At 43.5% G+C, this 20,117-nt stretch carries 14 protein-coding genes; 12 read left to right on the top strand and 2 right to left on the bottom strand.

The genetic code is table 11. The annotated features are described in order from the left end of the window. Nucleotides 1-43 precede the first annotated feature (43 nt). Nucleotides 44-574 (bottom strand): hypothetical protein, encoded by a 531-nt coding sequence (locus tag L4D74_RS07130; RefSeq protein ID WP_428751437.1) that lies wholly within the window; start codon nt 572-574, stop codon nt 44-46. Between the two features lie 262 nt (nt 575-836). Here L4D74_RS07130 and L4D74_RS07125 point away from each other — a divergent pair, with 262 nt between their 5' ends. The 8 genes from L4D74_RS07125 (at nt 837) to L4D74_RS07090 (ending at nt 12,906) form a co-directional block, all read left to right on the top strand. Next, the gene (locus tag L4D74_RS07125) at nt 837-2,498 is read left to right on the top strand and encodes a DUF3696 domain-containing protein (protein WP_428751435.1); all 1,662 of its coding nucleotides are present in this window, start codon (nt 837-839) and stop codon (nt 2,496-2,498) included. Then, nucleotides 2,498-3,385 (top strand): hypothetical protein, encoded by an 888-nt coding sequence (locus tag L4D74_RS07120; RefSeq protein WP_428751434.1) that lies wholly within the window; start codon nt 2,498-2,500, stop codon nt 3,383-3,385. Before L4D74_RS07125 ends, L4D74_RS07120 begins: the two co-directional genes overlap by 1 nt. A gap of 25 nt (nt 3,386-3,410) precedes the next feature. Beyond that, nucleotides 3,411-5,459 carry a protein kinase domain-containing protein gene (locus tag L4D74_RS07115; RefSeq protein WP_428751433.1) on the top strand — a complete coding sequence of 683 codons (2,049 nt, stop codon included), beginning with the start codon at nt 3,411-3,413 and terminating at the stop codon, nt 5,457-5,459. Next, a complete protein-coding gene (locus L4D74_RS07110) occupies nt 5,450-6,274 on the top strand; it encodes a serine/threonine protein kinase (RefSeq protein ID WP_428751432.1) in 825 nt (274 codons plus the stop codon). The genes L4D74_RS07115 and L4D74_RS07110 overlap by 10 nt, the downstream gene beginning before the upstream one ends. A 5-nt stretch (nt 6,275-6,279) precedes the next feature. Beyond that, nucleotides 6,280-9,357, top strand: coding sequence for a DEAD/DEAH box helicase (locus L4D74_RS07105; RefSeq protein ID WP_428751431.1), 3,078 nt, complete (start codon nt 6,280-6,282; stop codon nt 9,355-9,357). Next, a complete protein-coding gene (locus tag L4D74_RS07100; RefSeq protein ID WP_428751430.1) occupies nt 9,350-10,600 on the top strand; it encodes a hypothetical protein in 1,251 nt (416 codons plus the stop codon). The genes L4D74_RS07105 and L4D74_RS07100 overlap by 8 nt, the downstream gene beginning before the upstream one ends. Then, entirely contained in the window at nt 10,600-11,874 is a 1,275-nt protein-coding gene (locus tag L4D74_RS07095; RefSeq protein WP_428751429.1) for a hypothetical protein, read from the top strand. Before L4D74_RS07100 ends, L4D74_RS07095 begins: the two co-directional genes overlap by 1 nt. 90 nt (nt 11,875-11,964) lie before the next feature. Beyond that, a complete protein-coding gene (locus tag L4D74_RS07090) occupies nt 11,965-12,906 on the top strand; it encodes an esterase/lipase family protein (RefSeq protein ID WP_428751428.1) in 942 nt (313 codons plus the stop codon). Nucleotides 12,907-12,993: 87 nt separating this feature from the next. Here the strand turns inward: L4D74_RS07090 and L4D74_RS07085 are convergent, their stop codons facing one another. After that, nucleotides 12,994-14,886 (bottom strand): DUF3604 domain-containing protein, encoded by a 1,893-nt coding sequence (locus L4D74_RS07085; protein ID WP_428751427.1) that lies wholly within the window; start codon nt 14,884-14,886, stop codon nt 12,994-12,996. Nucleotides 14,887-15,247: 361 nt separating this feature from the next. Here L4D74_RS07085 and L4D74_RS07080 point away from each other — a divergent pair, with 361 nt between their 5' ends. The 4 genes from L4D74_RS07080 (at nt 15,248) to L4D74_RS07065 (ending at nt 20,088) form a co-directional block, all read left to right on the top strand. Then, the gene (locus L4D74_RS07080) at nt 15,248-16,288 is read left to right on the top strand and encodes a hypothetical protein (RefSeq protein ID WP_428751426.1); all 1,041 of its coding nucleotides are present in this window, start codon (nt 15,248-15,250) and stop codon (nt 16,286-16,288) included. Nucleotides 16,289-16,533: 245 nt separating this feature from the next. Continuing rightward, nucleotides 16,534-17,307 (top strand): helix-turn-helix transcriptional regulator, encoded by a 774-nt coding sequence (locus L4D74_RS07075; protein ID WP_428751425.1) that lies wholly within the window; start codon nt 16,534-16,536, stop codon nt 17,305-17,307. A 215-nt stretch (nt 17,308-17,522) separates the two neighbouring features. Beyond that, a complete protein-coding gene (locus tag L4D74_RS07070) occupies nt 17,523-18,560 on the top strand; it encodes a helix-turn-helix transcriptional regulator (protein WP_428751424.1) in 1,038 nt (345 codons plus the stop codon). Between the two features lie 85 nt (nt 18,561-18,645). Then, nucleotides 18,646-20,088 (top strand): pyridoxal phosphate-dependent decarboxylase family protein, encoded by a 1,443-nt coding sequence (locus L4D74_RS07065; RefSeq protein ID WP_428751423.1) that lies wholly within the window; start codon nt 18,646-18,648, stop codon nt 20,086-20,088. Nucleotides 20,089-20,117 lie beyond the last annotated feature (29 nt).

The following is a 20,117-nucleotide window of genomic DNA, read 5'->3' as shown; positions in this document are numbered from 1 at the left end:
ATTACCTATTCCGCTCAAACCCTTAAATTACTATCAGGCTAAGTTACAAAAACGGGTCATCAAAACTTGAACTCCCACAGCCAAAACTATCATCGTCAAATAGGCTAGAGTCATCGAAACAGCTGCTGGTATTATCATCAAACAAACTAATGGTCATGCTATCGTCACTCAGTGAACTAAATGAGTCATCAAAGACGCTGGTATTATCAAAGCTATCTGATGAATCTGTGCCGAATGGATTACCTTCAACATCCACGCCTCCAAAACCACCCACCATAGGTAACCCCGTAGCAGGGTTAATTGCATTGTCATCGAATGTTGGGGTGTCTTCTACAAACAAAGTGCTATTAATAGTGTCGGATTCAAACAGATCATCTTGGTCGTTATCGGGCGTGGTGTCTGAATGTTCACTGCCTGAAGCTGAAGTTGAAGCTATCGGGGGAAAGTCGCTGGTCTCAGTCATGTGAGAGACGAAAAAGTAGCTAAACACTCCGATGAAAATCCCGAAAGGTATGGCGAATGAGCCAATCATGAGGCCGATGACGGGAAAAAGAAAAGCTAAGATGTATTTCATAAAGAGCCTCATTACTCCACATGTTCAAAGAATAGGCGTTGCTAAGTCACAGGCATGATTAAACAATAGCAATTAACCCATTTTGTGCCGTTATCAATGTAGAGATTTGCAGTCCATCCTTCACTAACAACGATTGATTTGCTCTTTAATTTATAAATGTGATGTCAGCTCTATAAATATATGCAATGTGATGATATTAGTGTAAGTTAACTCGCTGATTTTTATCAGCATAACCACCAAAAGTTAATAATTACCGCTGAACATGAATATCACCAAGCTATCTCTTACCAACTTCCGCTCATTCCAACAAGCACAAACCATTGAGTTTGCACCCGTTACCTTATTGTTTGGCCCAAATAGTGTCGGCAAGAGCAGTGTACTTATGGCTCTGTTTTACTTACAGCATATTATTAATAAGGGGCAATGTGACCCTCAACGAATTGAAGCGCTAGGTAACAAATACGTTGGCGGCTTTAAGAACCTCATTAACGGCAAAGATCTCTCTAAATCGATGGTGATCAAAGTTGAGTACCAGAAACCCAAAAATCAGGCGGGACACAGCTTCGATGACAGCACTTGGTTTATAGAGGGTTTACATCAAAAAGCGGCGCAGCGAGGAGAGGCGTTGTCTGAGCCGCTATTAAACATGAGCAGCCCAAGTGAATGGGCCGACGAGGTCGCAATTGAGTTTGAAATTAAGTGGTCTTCTGCTGACAAAACAGCGTTTGTCTGCCGCCAATCTGTCTGGTTAGACAATGAGTTTATTCTGGAAGTGGCGAACACTAAGCCCAACGACAATGCTGAAGTGAGCCGAGTTAACTATCTTCACCCATTATTTAAGACAGATGATGAAGACGATACAGATCCTGCTCTTCGTGAAGACGGTTTATGCAGTGAGTTTCACTACCATGTTCTAGAAGCGGCAACATCTAAGCCGATAGATGTATTGTTGCCTAACAGTCAGCAAAGGTTTGTTCACGCACCGTTTCATTTTCAATCTAGAGCAGGGGCGTTGCCAAAGCTAGATAAAAAGCTAGAAACCAGCTTAGAGTCTGAGCATGATTTGATTACTCGCAGAATCGAGGAGATTTTCAGTGATGTGATTGTCGCATCGCTCGCCAATTTATCTGATGTTCTTTCAGAGAGTGTGGCTATTGGGCCGCTAAGACAAATCCCTGATTCTACGTTCGATGCTGAAGATAAGGTGATTCAAAAGGATTGGTACTCGGGCAAAGCGAGTTGGGACACTATCTTTAACGCCGACATGAACGTTGTTCATCGAGTTAACCGTTGGATGGCAGGCAGTGAGTGGCTCGATCTCGGTTATGCGCTGGTTGAAAAGTCTGAGCAAGGACGAATTGACTATATCAGCGATGGCGATAAGTTTAGTGATTTCACACGTCGACAACTGGATGAAGAGTCAACCGAAGACACGAACCATAAGTACTTTTCTTCACGAGAATATCAACAAGATGTGATTACGTTGTGGGATCTTTCAAATGATATCGAGGTGTCCGCGAGTGACGTTGGTGCTGGCATTTCGCAAGTTTTCCCGCTGGTGGTTGCCGCTGAATCTGACAAGCGCGGCGTTATTTGCTGTGAACAACCAGAATTACATTTGCACCCCAGAGCTCAGGTCTCGCTGGGTGATTTGCTGACTCAAACAGACAGTAAAAACCACTACCTAATAGAAACTCACAGTGAGCATTTAATTTTGCGCTTGCTTCGTCGTATCAGAGAAACGACAGAACAAACGTTGCCGAGTGGTTTTACGCCAGTGAGCAAAGAGGATCTCTCTATCATTTATCTTGAATCTTCCGAGTCTGGAGTCGTGGCACATAAAACACTGCTTACGGACGATGGTGACTTAGAAACAGGTTGGCCGAGCGGTTTCTTTGATGAAAGAGATGAGGAGCTCTTTTAATGTATAAGGAGATAGCACTCGATCCTCACTGTATGTCGGAATATCACTATTATGCGTTGCTTAAAAGTGCCTTTGGTTTTGAAAGTGGCCGTTATTTGGTTGCCCCAACGAGAGAGTGGGTGAGGGAGGCGTATCAATGTGTTAAGGCTTCCGATATTTCGCCAACCAAGAAAAAGTCAGTGACTAATTTTCTTAATAAGCTGCAGCGCGATAAAGCCACCCCTTTTATTTTGTTGCCAAAAGACCGCGCAGATTCAACACAGCAGAGCGGTTACGGTAGTTGGCTAAATTGGATGACATCACAACATTCATTGAGAGCATTCAATGCCGTTGTGTCTGAGCAATCGGGCACAGAGCATATCAATTATGAGCAAATCATTGATGGGGATGCGAGTTGGTCGATTCCTCCAACACTTTGGATAGAAAAATCCGAGCAAAATATCCTAGGTGTCATTGTTCCACTACTGAATGTGGGGAAAGAGTTAATGATCGCAGACCCCTATTTTAAGTTGCCAGGTAATGCATTGCTCAAAGCTATTCTACGTAGGGCCTCATCTTCTGGTATTCGCAAAGTGAGTATTGTGACCACAATGGATTGCAGTAATTTATCTGGTGTTTTTGAACGTGAGTATCAAGCTTCAATGGCTGATTTACCTCTGGTGAATTATGTTCGTGTGCCACACGGGTTTATACACGATAGATATTTACTGAGTGACAAAGCGGCGATAAAAGCGGGGCAAGGCTTTTCGACAGCACCTGAAAAAGGTCTTCAGTCTGATCGATTAAGCATCAGTTTGTGTGGTTTAGAAGAGTATAGAGAAACCAAAGCGTGCATCGACGAATATCAAAAAAAGCATCCAGAAATGTGCACGCCTTTGGGTGAATAATAAAATAATGGCTTAGTTAAATATTATGGAATTACAGTTTAAGGACGTGTCCGGTAAAGACAATATTGGTGACTTTACTTGGATCCATCAATCAGGACGTCAAGCGCTCATCGCGGATATGGTGTCAGGTTGCGATGTTGCTAGGGGTATAGACCTGCTAAGTAGTTGGTTAACCGTCAATCAAACCAATGATCTGTTTGTCGCGGAGCAAATAATAGAAGATCTGCATCAACTCTTTTACAAAAATGGGGTTCAATCTACTTTTGGAATCATCACGCAGAAGGAAGAACACTTTGAGTTGTATTGGGTAGGAAATATTCGGCTTTATCGAGTTGGGAAGAGTGTTACAAGAGCCGAATCTTACGGTTTTGAATCACAACCTATTTCTGTTGTTGGTAGTGAAGTAGTGCCCATCGTGCATCACGTCAACCTTCAGAATGATGGCATCTCGAAGTACATTCTAACCAGTGACGGTTTAAGCAGCCAAAGGATGTGCGAGCTTAAATTAACCTCCGATGCGCTAAGCAGCGGCCAGCTTCAAAAAAAGCTGCTCCCGGCGGTTGTTGACCAAGACTGGTCTGCACTCATTTTTCCTATGGCAAACACGCACTCTTTTGTAGTAAATGACTGGCCATACAATCCGTTTGTCGGAGCCCAAGAAGAGCGATTTCACGAGCGTAGAGGGTTAGCTGAGTTAGCAACTCAACTTTTCACACAACCGCTATTTGAAGGTTTTAGAATTGTTGCTTGTCCGCCAATCTTGAGTGAAAACTCATCCCGCTTGTTTGATGGATTGCTCGTTTATCCGTTTGGTGTTATCCCACTTGAATTGAAAGATCATCACGGCAACATCGCCGTTGATATGTGCACGAATAAAAGAAACAGCTTGCTGGTTGATAACGACTTAGGGCGTACGTATCTCTCGAACCCAGTCACCAAACTCAGAGAAGCATTAAGAAGGTTTGGGGACCTACCGGAGCTAAAGGCGTTGCTGCCAGAATTAAAAAACACTGGCTTAGTACTATTTACGAGTCGTAACGCCAATGTTGAGTGCATGTATGACGGTCAAACGGTTGCTGCTCCTTTTATGGAAATGGGCGAAGTCATGGTTGCACAAACCGAGCAGGTATCTTCGCTACTTGTTAAATTCTGTCGCTCTCGATTCGGTAAAAAGCCGAAACGGCGTTTGCTTGAATCGGAAATAAACCAACTCGTTCAAGAGCTGACGACATCTGTTGTTGCACAGTCTCAAGACGCAATTACCGTTGGAGACTATGAAGTAGAGCTTGAAGCGGTCGAGTCAGAATCAACAGACTACTTTACCGTTTATAACGCCGTTCTCTTTAACGAGCAGGTTTGGGCTAAGTGCTTTAATTTGGATCACTTAAGTGCCGTACACCGTCAAAGTGAGCTTAAGAGTTTGGGGCGAGAGGCCCTGGTTCTAAAGCGCTTAACTCGAGTAGATGGTGTTCAACGCTATCAAGATAAGGAGTTGGTCGAAGACAAGTTTTACGTATTCGTTGAAAAAGCACCTGCTGCAACACTTGAATACTGGCTTAGTACAAACCCAACCACAGAAGAAAAACTAAACCTACTGATCGAATTAGCAGAAACCATTCAACAGATTCAGAGCGTGGGTGAACCCGAGATTATTCACCGAGCCATTAACTTATCAAACATTCGTGTCACCGAGCGAAACGAGCCTATGTTGATAAACTTTGAGCTATGCCAGCAAGAAATGGTTGCGACGCTACCTCTTAATGCCAGAAGAACGTTCGAGCAGAAGTACCAAGCGCCAGAAGTGAGTGAACCCGGTCAGTCTCTTACGTTTGCTTCCGATGTTTTTAGTCTTGGACTCGTTGTGTTTTTTTCGTTGAGTGGGGAGCTACCGTTTGAGCAATCGACTAAAGAATTAGTCAGTAAGGGGCGTCGCCCAGCATTTTGGAAACAGCTGTGCCAAAAATTAGAACTATCTGGGCAATATGCTGAGTTTTGGCAGCGAATCCTACACGTGACACCTAAATACCGCCCAACAATAGAGCAAGTGATAGAGGTCTTAAAGACATGGAAATGACGACAAGTGGCTATGCCAAACAGTATCCCAAGGAAAAGGTAATCTATCAGTGCGAAGCGACGAAACGTGCCTTTTATCGTGTTAAATTGCCACAGCTTGGTTTGTATTATGGTTTAAAAGAGATTGAGGTAGAGGATCTAAAGGCTAGTAAAGCGATCAGAAATGAGATTGTTGCTCTGAACCGTTTGCCTTTTGGTGTAGCAGCTAAGTGCCATCAATATTGGCAAGAGGGAAACAAACACTATCTTCTCATGGACTGGGTTGAAGGTAAGCCTCTTAATGAGCTTATAACGGTCGCACCAGACAATCGCAGAGAGTTAGCGCAACGCCTACGCTTGGCTGAGAAAATTGGTTGGAAGCTGGTTGAACTTCATCGCTATCGTGTAACTCATCGAGACCTCAAACCAGAAAATATCATTGTGCACAGCGACAAAAATCAGAATGTGGCAGGGGTCAGCTTTATTGACTTTGGTTTATCTAATCAAAAGCGTTACCTTGAAGAAGGGACCGCACACTACCGCTCCCCAGAACAAGAATTTGTGAGACACGTGAGTCTGACTCAGTCGTCTGACATTTTTTCATTCTGCCAGCTCGTCCACTATTTGTTGACGGGCCAACCATTGCTACTTCAGCCTAACTTTGATAATTCAGGTTGGGATGAATTGAACATTACTTTACCTACTTCTATCCCCCGAAAGCTACATGATGCATTGCTGCAGGGGCTAGCGTTCGACTCCGGTAAGCGCAGTAAACAAGTATTTACTATCGTGAAAGCCTTACAAGAGGCTTCGAAGCAACTCAATGGTAAGAGGTAATTGTAATGTCAGCATATAATCAATCCGTTCCTTTTTGGCCAGAAGATAAAGCAGCTAAATATGGTTCCGTTCTTCCTCTACTGTATCGTTTAGAAAACAATTATTTGGATAAAAACTGGCCTGACAATGGTGAGAGACTAGAGACGGTCATAAGTCAAATAAAGTCGGCGAACAAAGCTTGGGCTTCTTCTTTTAAGCCAAAAGATACCGTCATCGTCACCTTACTTATTGGTAAATATAAAATCACAATCAATGTTGCCAAGAGTGAAGAGAAACCTAGGCTTTGGGTGAGCCGTATCTATTACGCTAACAACCAAGATCGTCAGCGTATGCTGGAACGTGGGGCTTTGCTGGAATTTGATGGCATTGAGTTTTTGACTGGGCGCGAATTTGGCAATGGATTGGAAGCACGCGACTTAAGGTTTAGGTCTGGTTTGTACGCAACAGAGTTACTCAATGCGATCAAATCTCCATGGAATGTGGAGGGTGAAGAGCTCGAGCCAGAACAAACAGAAGAGGAGGCGCTTTGCGACGAAGAGCAAGAAATGGTCGATGTGCTGCGCTGTTTCATTGATTCTGAATATGAGTTAGAAAGAGTGGCTGCGCAGCAGTGTATGCCTTTTAATGCAACCTCTATCAGTGCTCGAAGTGAGCGTACAACTTACCGCCTTCACTATGAAATGACGTTAGATGAATTTGATTATTCACGCTTACTTGAAGTACAACCAACATTGCTCGAAATGCTCGACGAAATGCGAGAGCCAACAGACATATTATTAGAGGTGGCAGATCTTACGCCTGTAGAGAATGAACCTATCATTCACGTTAGCATTGAGAAACAAGCGTTAAATTCACAAATACCTGATCAAGCGCTTTTGGCTATTGCAGCGCTGCCGACGTTAAAGAAAGTAAGAAATTCGGTTGTAGACTCTTTAGAGTCTGAGTCATCAAAGAATCCATGGTTGCTACCTTTAGCCGCTAACGTGTATCAACATGCGCCTCTTACCCCAGTTAAAGTGCCATTGCCCCCAAGTAAGTTCCCTCCAACCCCGTCGCAAGTAAAGGCGATTGATAGTGGTGCTGGTAGTGATGATTACACTTTGGTTCTTGGACCTCCGGGCACGGGTAAAACAACGGTTATTCTTCAATGGGTTAAATACTTCGCAGCTCGAGGAAAGCGTGTTCTTGTTACATCACAAAACAACAAAGCGGTAGACAATGTTTTAGAACGTTTGGCTGAAGAGGATGATTTTGAATGTTTGCGAATCGGCAACGAAAACAAAATAAGCTCTTGCTTGGAAGATATTACACTCGATAACAAAGCTGCTGAATTGCAAGCGCGTATGTTCAGTTCAGCTGATGAGACGCTGAATAACCTAGAGTCCCAACTCACTTATATCCATGAACTACTTGCCAGTAGAAATGAAATTATTTCGAAAATAGATAATTTAGATATAGCCCAAAGTAACCAAATTCATCATATAAACAGACAGAAAAGCTTACATGCGGAGTTGGCTGAAATAGAGTCGGATATTCTTTCTCACGATAGTGAGATTCGTCGGTTAAATGTTCAGTTAAAGGAAATTGGGCAAAAAGAGTGGCCTATATTTAAATCTGTCTCTCGATGGCTGAATTCCAAAAAGACCAATTTAGTCAATCGCCGTATAAAAAACACTCATATAAAATCCGGGAAGCTTAGTGAGTCACGAACTACGACGATGGCCTCTATCGTTAACACTGAAAAGTCCATCAATGAAGCTCAGCAGCTTGTTGAAAGCTGTAATCAAGAGATTGATGGTTACTTTAAAAAAGTTACTTCCCTAGTTGATGAGGTGGTGCTTCCGGGACAATCTGAGGAGAGGGTAACGAAATTAGAACTGGTTCAATTGGATGAGCTGTTGACTAAAGTTTCGGGGATTCATGCCAACCTCACGAAGTGGTTTAATAAGCTAAAAACTGAGCGCCAACAGGTGTTGTATAAGATCTTAATCGAAAACGTAAACGTAGTTGGTGCTACCTGCATAGGGATTAATACCAAGGCGTTGTTTAGAGAACTCGATTTTGATGTAGTGATTGTTGATGAGTCCGGCCAAATACAATTACACAACTTGATTGTCCCTTTGTCCCGTGCGAATAAAGCCATTTTGGTAGGGGATCATAAACAGTTACCTCCTGTTGTCAGTGATGAAGTATTGGAAGAGGTCGAAGCCAAAGACTTCGGTGATTACAAAGACCTTTATCGTTTCAGTTGGTTTGAGCATCTATGGAATGCAGCGCCAGATGATCGAAAAATAATGCTGGATACACAGTTCCGCTGTCCGTCCATTATTAGTGATTTTGTCTCAGAAGCGTTCTATGAGGGCAACTATTTCGCTGGTGTTGGTATGGATAAGAAAAAGCCACTACTTTCATACTGCCCACAGCCAATGATTTGGGTAGATACGACTTGGTTAGAAAGTAAAGGTGAAAAGTCGACCTCGGAAGAGGGTAGAGCGGTGGTACAAGACAACGTTTGTGAGACGAATCTGGTTGTCGAGCTTCTTAAGTCTTCAATTCAGGAGATGCCAGAACTCGCTGAGAATCGAGAGATAGGGGTGATTGTTCCTTACGCAAATCATGTAAAAGCCATCCAGAATGCAATACGCAGAGCACAAAGGCGTGGTGAGCTACTCGAACTCAAGATGCCATTGAATGAACTTGTTGCTTCTGTAGATAGCTTCCAAGGTCAAGAGCGAGACTTGATCATATTTACATTCACGCGCTCGAATCGGCAAGGTAAGGTCGGCTTCCTTTCGGATTGGCGCCGACTCAATGTTGCTCAAACAAGAGCGAAGAAACAGCTTGTTATGATCGGTGATTCTCAAACATTAACGAAAGGTGCAGACCGAGAAAGTGCACACGATGTGGAATTCAAGAAAGCGATGGTGCTGCTTAAGAGTCAGTGCTATGAAAAAGGGGCACTAATCCAAGCGAGTCGTTTTCTACCGAACGAAAAGGTTGTTCAGCGACCACAAGCTCAAAACAAACGTAAAACGACTCACAACCGTAGCTCTAAAACAATGTTGGTAAGTGAAAATGGCTAGAAAGAAAACAAATAGTAATCCTTACTTCAATGTCTTGAAGAGTTACGCTGAAGTACTAAATTCTCAGATTGGGTCGGATGAAACGCTCTTTTATGTTCGAGACAGTCTGTTACCCATTCTAAATGTAAAAATATTGGTAAAAGAGCGAAGTAGGGAGGAGCTAAGTGACATAGATTTAATGATCTTCAAGTTGATAGAGCAAGGTATCAGTTCTGTTAAATCTATCGTAACTTTGACTGGCTTAGCAGACAAGCTGGTCACTAAGCATTTAAGTGAAATGGCAGCCCGTTCCTTTGTTACTTTTACTAGTGGACGATTTAAACTAACAGCGTTGGGTGAAGAAACACTTGAACATGGCGTGCCGATTCGTACGGTGCAACGTGCTTATCGCTATTGTGCTGTCTCAGAACAACTGTTGCCGAAAGAAGCGTACAGATTGCCTTACACCGAAGTAGACAAGCTTAGGTCTAGTGACTTCACACGTAAGATTAGCTCGAACCATATCTTAGAAGAGTGTCAATTAGTTAATCTTAAAGGCTTGGACTTATCAAAGGTGAGTTCGAAAAGAGCACTTGGTATTACCGATGAAGCCTTATCCTTTGATGAGATTATTGGATACTCATCTGGTTACCTTCAAACACGGGTCTTTTTAGTCGGCAAAAATAGGCCTCAAAGAGCGATTGTGGCATTCGGAGAAACCTGCGTTGATTATGACTTAGAAGAAATACTGTCGACAATTACAGCATTAGATGATGAAAACATCATAGAGAAGCTAAACGAGTTTCACCAAAGGCAAAAGGTTTCTTTTGGCGATGGACAAGTCACCCTTGATGAGTTCGGCCTCCCTGTTGTCAATATTACGCGGGCAAATCTTGATTGGTTATCGAAAGGTTTAGAATCAGGACAAAAGGCCATCCTCATGTGTGGGACTCAAGGTTTGCCTGCCAAGCCTATTGGTCTGAAAGCCTGGGGTAAGTTATCAAATATATCTGGCTTGACGATTCGGTACTGTTTGTTGGAAGAAAACTTACGAAGTGACGCATCTAGCTTGAGAGAGTATACCGAGTTATGTGACTCGTATATGACGATTCCTAGAGATGACAGACCTTATTCTAAATTAAGTGCTTATATTGAAAATACGCTATCAGTTGAGCATATAGAGCACATACGTGAGCTTGCAGAACGCTATTCAATAGCTCGAATTAGCAACAATTTACCCAAGATACAGGCAGTTGAAGTTTAATGGCAGAGTACAAATGGCAGGGGTGGGGCTTTTTACCACTCTTTATCTCAAAGAAATCATTCTTAGATATCGTGAGATCGGGTAATTGGAAGCATTGGAGCGAAGAGCTACAAGATCATGAAATCAAGGACATAAGACGTTTTTATACCCGTGCTAGTGCTGATTTGTTACGGCCAATGAAACAAGGTCGTTACGTGTTTGAAGCTAAAGCGAATGATCGCCCGTTGTTTTCTTTGGCTCGCAATCAACAATCGCTTAATCACTCGTTTTCGGTGTGTATCACCAAGCTACAGCTTCTTCAAATGGGTGAAGTGAGTCTGCTTTATTTACATTTTGAATCTACCGAGAGCCTAAGTGCAGCGAATATTTCAGAGCTCAATAGGACGGTTTTTCAGTGGGAGCCCAGAACGGAAAGGCATAACGTTTGTTTATGGGAAGACTCAGAACAACAACAGAAAGGACTAAAACAGCACATTGGTGACTTGTTAGGTCTTCCTCTAGGCAATAACAGTCACTATGAGGAAGATGCTTTTGGCCATGAACTTGTTAGCTGCTCTTGGGTTAAGCAGGTGAATAACTTTGAGCAATCTAACGCTATTTGTGTGAGTGAACTTAGTGCTGGGATCAATTTTTCGAATCCAAGGTATAAGCTTTCTGAAACTGAAACACAGCGACTTGTTGAGAACCAATTCCACTATTGGTCTGATTGGCGTTGTCAGTTCAATCTCAATCGCCTTGTTTTCGTAGATCAAACTCCAGGGGAGTCATCACTTAACTGGAACCTGTCGACTAACCATTATTACCTTGATTTGCTAGCCGCGGTCATTTGCCAAAGAACAACGCTCGGCCGTTTTAAAGATGAGATGATTCTAAGCCCTAACAAGCAAAGAGCTAAGCTATACGAGCGGATATCTTTGTTTAGACGGTCGTATAAAATGTCTCATGTTTCTACTTACCCTTTTGCCGAAAGGCTGTATCAATATCTGTGTTGCCAGGCAGATTTGGAGTTGATAGAACAGAAAGCATTCGTTGAGCTCGAGCATAACCATGCTTTATGGAAGCAAGAGAAAGATGAGTCATCCAATACGGTTTTGTTGTTGGTATCCCTCGTGGCTGCTTTGCTCGTCCCCGCCAGCTCTATAGCTACAATAATGGCATTAACAAAAGAACAAATGAATCTTACCTTTTGGGCAATTTCCGGAACAATCACTCTAGTTACTGCCATTGTGATGATCTGGCCGCCACTTAAGCGTTATTTGAAAAGTAAAGATTGATAAGAGATGCAAATCGAGCCGCAACAGCTATTTTGGACACTGAGTTAAGAGAGTGTAATGATTAACTGAAAATAACCCAAGGAGTGGGGAATGGGAATGTGGCGTAGTTTGGTGACTAGCACTGCAATAGCCGTTGGCATGAGTTCAAGTATTCAAGCCGAGACGGTTGACTTGTCGACGCTGTTTCCAGACAAAACCGTGCGCTCGTGTGGTACTTCAAACCAGTCTCTACACATCAATAATAATGAACCCTTAGTGCTAATTGTTCATGGTTGTCTTGCGTCTGAAGGGCAGTTTAAAGCACTGTCGGAAGTTTATGGGCAATTAGGGCAACAGGCGGCATGCTTTGAATATGATGATAGACGCAGGCTAGATGATGTCGCTGGTAGGCTTATCGAAGCGGTTAATACACTGAGCCCCGTATTAGGCGAGCAACAACTTACTGTTTTAGGTCATAGCCAAGGTGGATTAATTACTAGGCGAGCTGCTACTAGTCAGCGCAATGATGGTAAAAAAATCACTCACGCTTCCATAGAGATCGCCACGATATCGGCGCCATTTAAAGGCATCGAAGCCGCATCGCATTGCGGCATAAATTGGTTAAGAATCGCGTCTCTCGGGGTAGTGGATGCGATTTGCTACGCAGTGACTGGCGCCAAATATCTCGACATCCCACCACAGGCGGACTTTATTGAAACGCCTGGTGAATTGATACCGCAACTCGACCGTCACCTCATTATTAAAACTGATGAGCTAAACACATGCCGAACTCAAGATGCCAAGGGACAGTGTATTCAAGATGATTACGTGTTCTCACTCGTCGAGCAAACTAAATCTATGGTGGACAGTTCGACGCAAGGTCAGCCAATAACCGTCCATGCAGGGCATGCTGAAATTGTTGGTAGTGAAACCGTTACCCCTTGGAAACTGATTGAAGTGCTACAAAGGTATGGTTTGATGGCCAAACCCGCCCCCTCAGAAGTCGAAACCTTTACTACATCGGTGAATCAAATTTATCAGCGATTTATCTAGCGTTGCTTTATTGCCTCTCATTACGAAAAAGTAAGCGCCACGGACGCTTACTTTTTTAACGTTTACTGAGTGAAACCATAATGGGTATTAAGTGAGCCAAATTGGGCTTGTCCAACCAATGTTGCGGTCTTTTTGGAATACGCGTAGATAAACATACGAGGCGTTAGAACCTAATGCGCAAGCTTTCAGATCGGCGGTGAACTTATGTCCGTTTACCGCCCATTTTTCTAATACTTCGCCATTTACGACTAATTCTACTTTTGACATAGGGTCTGGCGTGATGGCTTCAATGGTTAAATGATGAGTGTCTGCCTTTGGCGCATCATTACCGATTGTCGTCTTGTCTATTTTAAGATCTAAGAACATACGGGGATGTGTGGTAGCAATGGTGTGGCGCGCTTTCATCGAGTCAAATATGTCAGCGCGGGTTTGCTGCTTGGCTATCACTCCCGTAATACCGCCATAACCGGGATTACCATCGTGACCATCACTATTGGAGACAAACCCGAATTTTTTACCTCGGTTTAAGAAGTCGACGACGGTATTATCTTTTACATTGTTACGGGCTTTGTGGAGCATTGGGTTTTTCGCATACTCAAAACGCCCCCATTGCGCGGAATAGACTTCGATCATCGTTTCATCTTCGCTACTCGCTTCCCAGTTGGCGAGGTCGAAGCCTTTCTCGAATTTTGCATCTTGGTTGTCGACGTGCTTTGGACTGCGACCATTACAAAAACGGTGCAGGTGCGGAATGGTAATGAATTCACGGCCTTTATAGATATCCCATATATCGTGAATGATGGTGACATCACGATCGGGGTACTTCTCTTCCAATAACGAATGTTTAAATAGTGCAACGGTATCACCACGACGACCATGCAGTTCAAAACCACAGAAAGTCACAAACTCACCGTCTTGATTAAACTTGTCACACTCTTCACCAATGGTTTTCCATGTGGCTTTATCAATGTTGACGGTTCGGTCTTCATTGAACGTAAAGGTTTGTTCTGACAGCCCTACAAAGTCTAATCGAGCCACTTCTTTGGCGTAAGCGTATGCGTTACGTGGGTAAGCCCCACAATCATTATCACGAATGTTGGCGGTTAGGTTAGAGTGTGTATGTGTGTCGCCCCAGTAGATATTGTGCTCCACTTTCTCAACGACTTTAATAACGGCAGGGGCGACATGAAGGTCGGTACCTTCAATAGTGGCAAGGTAACGACCTTGTTTAAGTTCGCAGGTTACGTCGCCATATTCTACATTGGCAATACGGGTCTGTTCATCGTTGTCTAGGTTGGTGAAAACAACCGTCAGTGGAGAGCAAGTATAGTTTTTTATTGGGTTTTCAAAACGGTCCACTGCCAACATAGACAGTTTGAAGGCTTCTCCTTGCTGGGCGATAGTCGGCGCAACCAGTGACAGCTCTTTTGCAGCAGCAGGTGTTAATGTGATGTCTGGGAAAACCGCTAAGCGACGTGTGCTGTTAGAGCCGCCGAGCGTCATATCAAAGGTTTTTTCTATGCGACATACGTCGTCGTTAAAGGCGCGAATACCAATTCGAGTAGGCGCTGCATCACCTTTAAGATAGAGACGGTCGACACCTCCGAATTGAACAAAAAATGCTTGTCCTGTTTGAAATTCGTCAATGAGCGAGATGTGCGCTTCGCGAGATGAGTCGTTCCAGCGATGAATGTGGCTAAATTCTGTTTTGACTTTGTGAATAGCAACGTCAATTTCTAGGCTTTCTTCATCAGCTAATGCATAGAGGTAGCTGGGTTTCCAGTAGTCGTAACATTGTAAATATTCATCAGACAATTGATGCTGATAAGGCTGGACAGTGATAACAAACTTAGTGCCCGCTGGTAACGTACACTTTGGTTCTACGTCTAGGCGCCATTCATATTCGCCATTGACTTCAATTTCTTTTTCTTGCGTCACTCGAAACGTCGCCAGCTCATCTTGATAAGTGTATATTTCCATAATCTTCGCTTCTCTATATCTGTATCGGAATAGTCGTTATTTCGAACGGCTTTCTATGTTTCTATTTAAATCTAATAGCGCGCTCGGGCTGTATGATAGCCGTCATAAAAGGCAGAAAATAAACGCAGTTGATAGAGGTAGTTGATAAAGATTAGGGCTGGTTCATAGGGGGAATAATTGAGCGTGAAATAAAAGGTGATCACTTCTTAAGCACATAAAATTGTGACATGAATCAGAGGGGAGAAATTAGATTCAGTAATATTACCGTATTGGTAAATCGCGAAACAGGTCAGTATTGGCACCAGAAAACAAGCCGTCAGGCACCGTCACAACAGCGATTACAATTTATTGGGATATTACTATGAAAAAGCTAGCCGTCGCGATTGCGATGATTCTTTCCGCTCCTACTATTGCAGAAACTAACGATGCAGGCATTGTTACTGAACAGTCTTCAGCAGCCAATATTTCTGAACTTTCTTCTACTGCTGACAAGCCTAATAATCTTTACGATTTTATCGAGAATGATAAATTGTCAGGTGTTGCATATTCTGGTGCTGAATTAGGTGGCAATGTACTGTTTGATGATCAAAATAACAGTAACTTCGCCCATGGTTATATGTTTAAAGTTGGTGCCGACTTAAGCTACGCGGTGACGGACTCCTTTTCGCTTTTGATTGGTGGTGAAGCGCGTTATGAGTGGGCTGGATATGATAAGAAAGTAGAGCCAGTTAACTACGTCGATCGTTTTGTCTTTGGAGTGAATTCAGTAGCTGGCGTAACAACATTTGGTAAACAGTGTGGTATTGCAGACGTCTATCTCGGTTTTGGTGATATTTCCAAAGAGCACGGGATTGGTGCTGAAGCGGACGAAGCTACATGTACCGACGAGCAGTTAAACCATCACTACTTCGGAGAGAATTTCGATATCGGTGCCGCATGGGAGCATTCGAATGACGCCTGGGCTGTTGGTGGCTCGACAACGGTAGGCCCAGTTGTGATTGGTGGTACTTACATTGATATTTCAAAAGGTGAGAACTCGACGGCAGCACAAGATCGTTCAGAGAAGGTGTATACGGTAGGTGCGGTTGCCGTGTTGGATAAGTTTAACTTTGCGGTTAAGTATGATTTTGCTGACGTAGAGGCCATCAGCGCGAATAACGAAGAAACCAAAGGCTATGCGTTAGGCATTGCCTATCAAGCGACCATGAATCTATCTATCTCTTCAACCTACAACGCTGAAGAGTATAACTTTACCGAGTCAAGCCGTTCATACATGGAAGATGATTGGTTTACTTTGGGGGCATCTTATCGTTTGAATGAGCATTTAGAATTTGTGACGGATTACAAATTTGCCTCTGAAGATGACGATAAATTGTTTTTACGTGCAAACGTAAGTCTGTAACTTTTTTGTCTTTGACGTTTCATTATGAACCTTTTGCCAGTAGCTCTGCTACTGGCCTTTTTTCGTTGGGAGCGATAGCGTTTTCTTCTATTCAAGTAAAGCGCATTGACACTGTACCATTGAAAGACTAATTTTTAATTAAAACCGATAGTTATACGAGTGTATATGGATGTTAATACATCGTTGTAAAATGCGGTTCGCACTTTAGCTCCTTCATTATAACTTTCTCAGAGATGGTCAGAATCATGATAACAAATTTTGAAGCCTTGATGATGAACCAATCAAATAGACTTACCGCCAGTAGACCTAACGACTTTTTAGACAATTTTGTAGGCATTGTTGAGGATGCGTTGGAGTGGTTTAAACTCGACAGGCTGACCGTTTTTCCAAACTCAATGATTTTATTAAACGATGGAAAGACCATTTCAGTATCAAGGAAAGGGATACCAAAGTTAGATAAGCAGCGATTTTTGAAAGGAAATTATAAGGATTACCTAAGGATTTTGCGCTCAAAACAACCGTGGCAGATCTTTGATAGTGAAGCGCTTGAAAATCACCCGTTAGATCCGATAAAAGAACTCTACCGAGAAGGGGCGTGCTGGCACGGGATTATTCGTTTAGAGTTGTTTGGTCAGACGTGGGGGGCGCTGGCATTTTCGCGATTTAGTGTGGATGAGCCGCCACTCAGCGAAGAGAATTTTAAACGTTTAAAATTACTGTCCGACATGTGGCTTTGCTTTTGGCAACACGCGACAATAACCAAAAACCTTAGTTTGGATGATAGTTCTGTTATTGACGAAAGTGAAAAACTGCTACTGCTGAGTAAGAAACAGTGCACGGTACTGGCACTATTATCGCAAGGCTATACGGCAAAACAGTGTGCTGAAAAACTATTTTTAAGTTCCCGAACGATTGAGTCACACAAATATCGGATGCTTGATATTTTAGACCTAGATAATCACACCGAGTTGGTTCAGTTCGCATTGAGAAATGGGTTAGGTATCGAATCGTTCGACTAAGGCATGTTCCTCGTATAACAACGAGTTCAGTGACGCTGTCACATTGGTGTCATTTTTCCGCTCGTCTATCGCTGACTATAAAGCTAAATGTTGTATTGTCGTGAAATGACAAGTTTACTGCCAGGTTTTGGTCTAAGTTGCTGTCAGTAGTGATTATAGGCAGTAAAACTTTAATGAATTTCACGGCTATGAGCCACAGTAGATAGAGAGGTGGTATGACGCGCGTTACTCACGGTATTCCTCTTATTAGAGCTGATAGTTTGCACGATTTAGGGGAGCTTTATAAGGAGCAAAATCCTGACATTCACGCTCTGATTGCAAGTATCAGCGCTCCATTGGATGTTCAACAATGCCATCAAGATTTCTTACCTGAAGCGACACTACGTCGTCTTATTAGGGTCTTTGGAGAAAGTTGCTCGCCGCAAGCGTTCATCATAGCTATACAACACGCTTGTAAGACGCGCTATATCCCCAGCGTGATCGCGCAGCTAAGCCAATATGGGCCGAAGACGGTTAGGTCGGCGCTGGAACAATTTAATGAAATCATTAGTGACCACTCAAGCGGTGCTCGACTATCCCTCACGCACTTTAATGGGGATGACTGGTTTGTTCGTGATAAAGAGGGCGTGTGTGAAGATTGGTTTAAATATGCGGAAGTGTTCTCAGTCATCTTTATGAATGAGTTGGTATCAGCGTTATCCGGACGTCGCCATTGGAATACATACGTGACATTAAGAACCTCAGACATGGAATCCTTTATTACCTGTCCACAGCTGGCTCATATCCAATTTTTTACGCATCGCTCTGTAACAGGCATCCGTTTAGATGCGTCTATTCTGAATACCGACGCCTTGCTACATCGCTATCCTTCGAACCATGCCGCGCAAGTACTCCGTCCAATACCCATTCAGTTTGTTCCTGCCTTTAAACAGTCACTGCAACCTTATGTACGTATGGGTAAGCTGCCGTTGTCACAAGCATCAAGGATTTTATGCTTACATACCCGAACCATTCAAAGACGTCTGCATGCCGTGGGCCTGACATACCGTGATGTTATTGAAGAAATCGTTCTTGAGCGTGCACAAGATCTGTTGCTCAACTCTTGCTTATCCATAACGGCGATCGCCGCGAATATGGGGTATGGTGACTCTGCTAATTTTACTCGATTTTTCAAACGGAAAATGGCCATGACGCCTTCCCAATATCGGTGTCAAAAGAGCGCTAAAGCGGGCGTTAGTCGGGATAGAAGATAAGATTGAGCTGGTGGCACGAAATGACAATTTTCCTCACGTTGAATTCCATATTATGAAGACACACAACGCAAAGAGAGAAATTATCATGACACATCGCTTTAATGAATATCGTTCACCACTTGAGCAATCGCTAAAACATTCGGTTTCTTACTTAGAGTCTTTGGCAGACAGACCGGTAGATAAAGGGACGAGTTCACAAGCATTACGGACGGCAATTGGTGGACGTTTGCCATTAAAACCGACTGACCCATCACAAGTCATCGATGACATGGTGAAGAATGTTGATGCAGGACTTATCGCGTCAGGCGGTGCTCGCTTCTTTGGCTATGCGATCGGCAGTTCATTTCCAGCATCACTCGCTGCAGATTGGTTAGTAAGCGCATGGGATCAAAATGTGCCTTACTACGTGTCGAGCCCAGCAATGTCAGTAGTTGAAGAAACAGCAGCCGACTGGATGGTTGAGTTACTGGGGTTAAGCCAAGACACCGCGGTAGGCTTTACTTCTGGTGCACAAGAAGCCATTTATACTGGATTAATTACGGCTCGAAATACCTTGCTTGAACGAGCAGGCTGGGATGTGGCGACACAAGGTCTTTTTGATGCGCCAAGGATCAATGTGGTCGTGAGCGACCAAATTCACTCTACCATCAAACGCGCGCTTTCTATGATTGGCATTGGTTTGGAAACCATTATCACAGTGCCGACGGATGATAACTTGCGGATTATTCCAGATAATCTCACGGAAGCTATTGGGTCACTAGCAGGGCCAACCCTTGTCTGTGCACAAGCGGGATGCATTGATTCTGGTGCCTTTGACCCGTTTAATGAACTGGCTGATGCAGTAGAAGCGCACGGTAACGCTTGGCTACATGTTGATGGCGCGATTGGTTTATGGGCGGCAGCAAGCGATAAACAAAAACACTTACTCGCGGGTATTGAACGAGCAGATTCTATTGATACCGATGGGCATAAGTGGTTCAACATGCCTTATGACAGCGGCATGATTGTCGTAAAAGATGCGGCGGCGTTGTCCAAAGCAATGGGCGGCAGCAATATGGGTGATTACTTGAATGACGCGATGGACAAACCTGATCGTAATGCGATTAATTTTGGTATTTCTGCGTCTCGACGTGCTCGTGGTGTGCCGGTTTACGCGGCGTTTAAATCACTTGGCAAGGAAGGAATCGTTGAGCATATTGACCACTGTACCGATTTAGCAAAACGTATGGCGAGCACACTGGCAGACATAGATGGGATTACCATTCTCAACGATGTGGTGTCTAACCGATTCTCAGCCCAGTTTGGTCATGGCGATGACGAGTATCGTAATGAACTTACCGCGCGTGTGGTCCATAGGTTGCAAGAAGAAGGCACGTTATACCCGTCAACATCAGGATATAAAGGGCTGAAAACCATGTTATTTTCTGTCTTGAGCTGTCATACCTCTGTCGCCGATATTGATTTGTCTGCAGAAAAAATTATTGAAGCCTACTTAACGGAACAAGAGTGTATGAACGCCGCTAACTAAGTATAAATTGGCAGGACGAGCACAATGTT

Origin of the sequence: Vibrio cionasavignyae (assembly GCF_050337155.1) — a bacterium.
Classification (GTDB): domain Bacteria; phylum Pseudomonadota; class Gammaproteobacteria; order Enterobacterales; family Vibrionaceae; genus Vibrio; species Vibrio nomapromontoriensis.
This window is presented reverse-complemented; position numbering and strand designations above follow the sequence as displayed.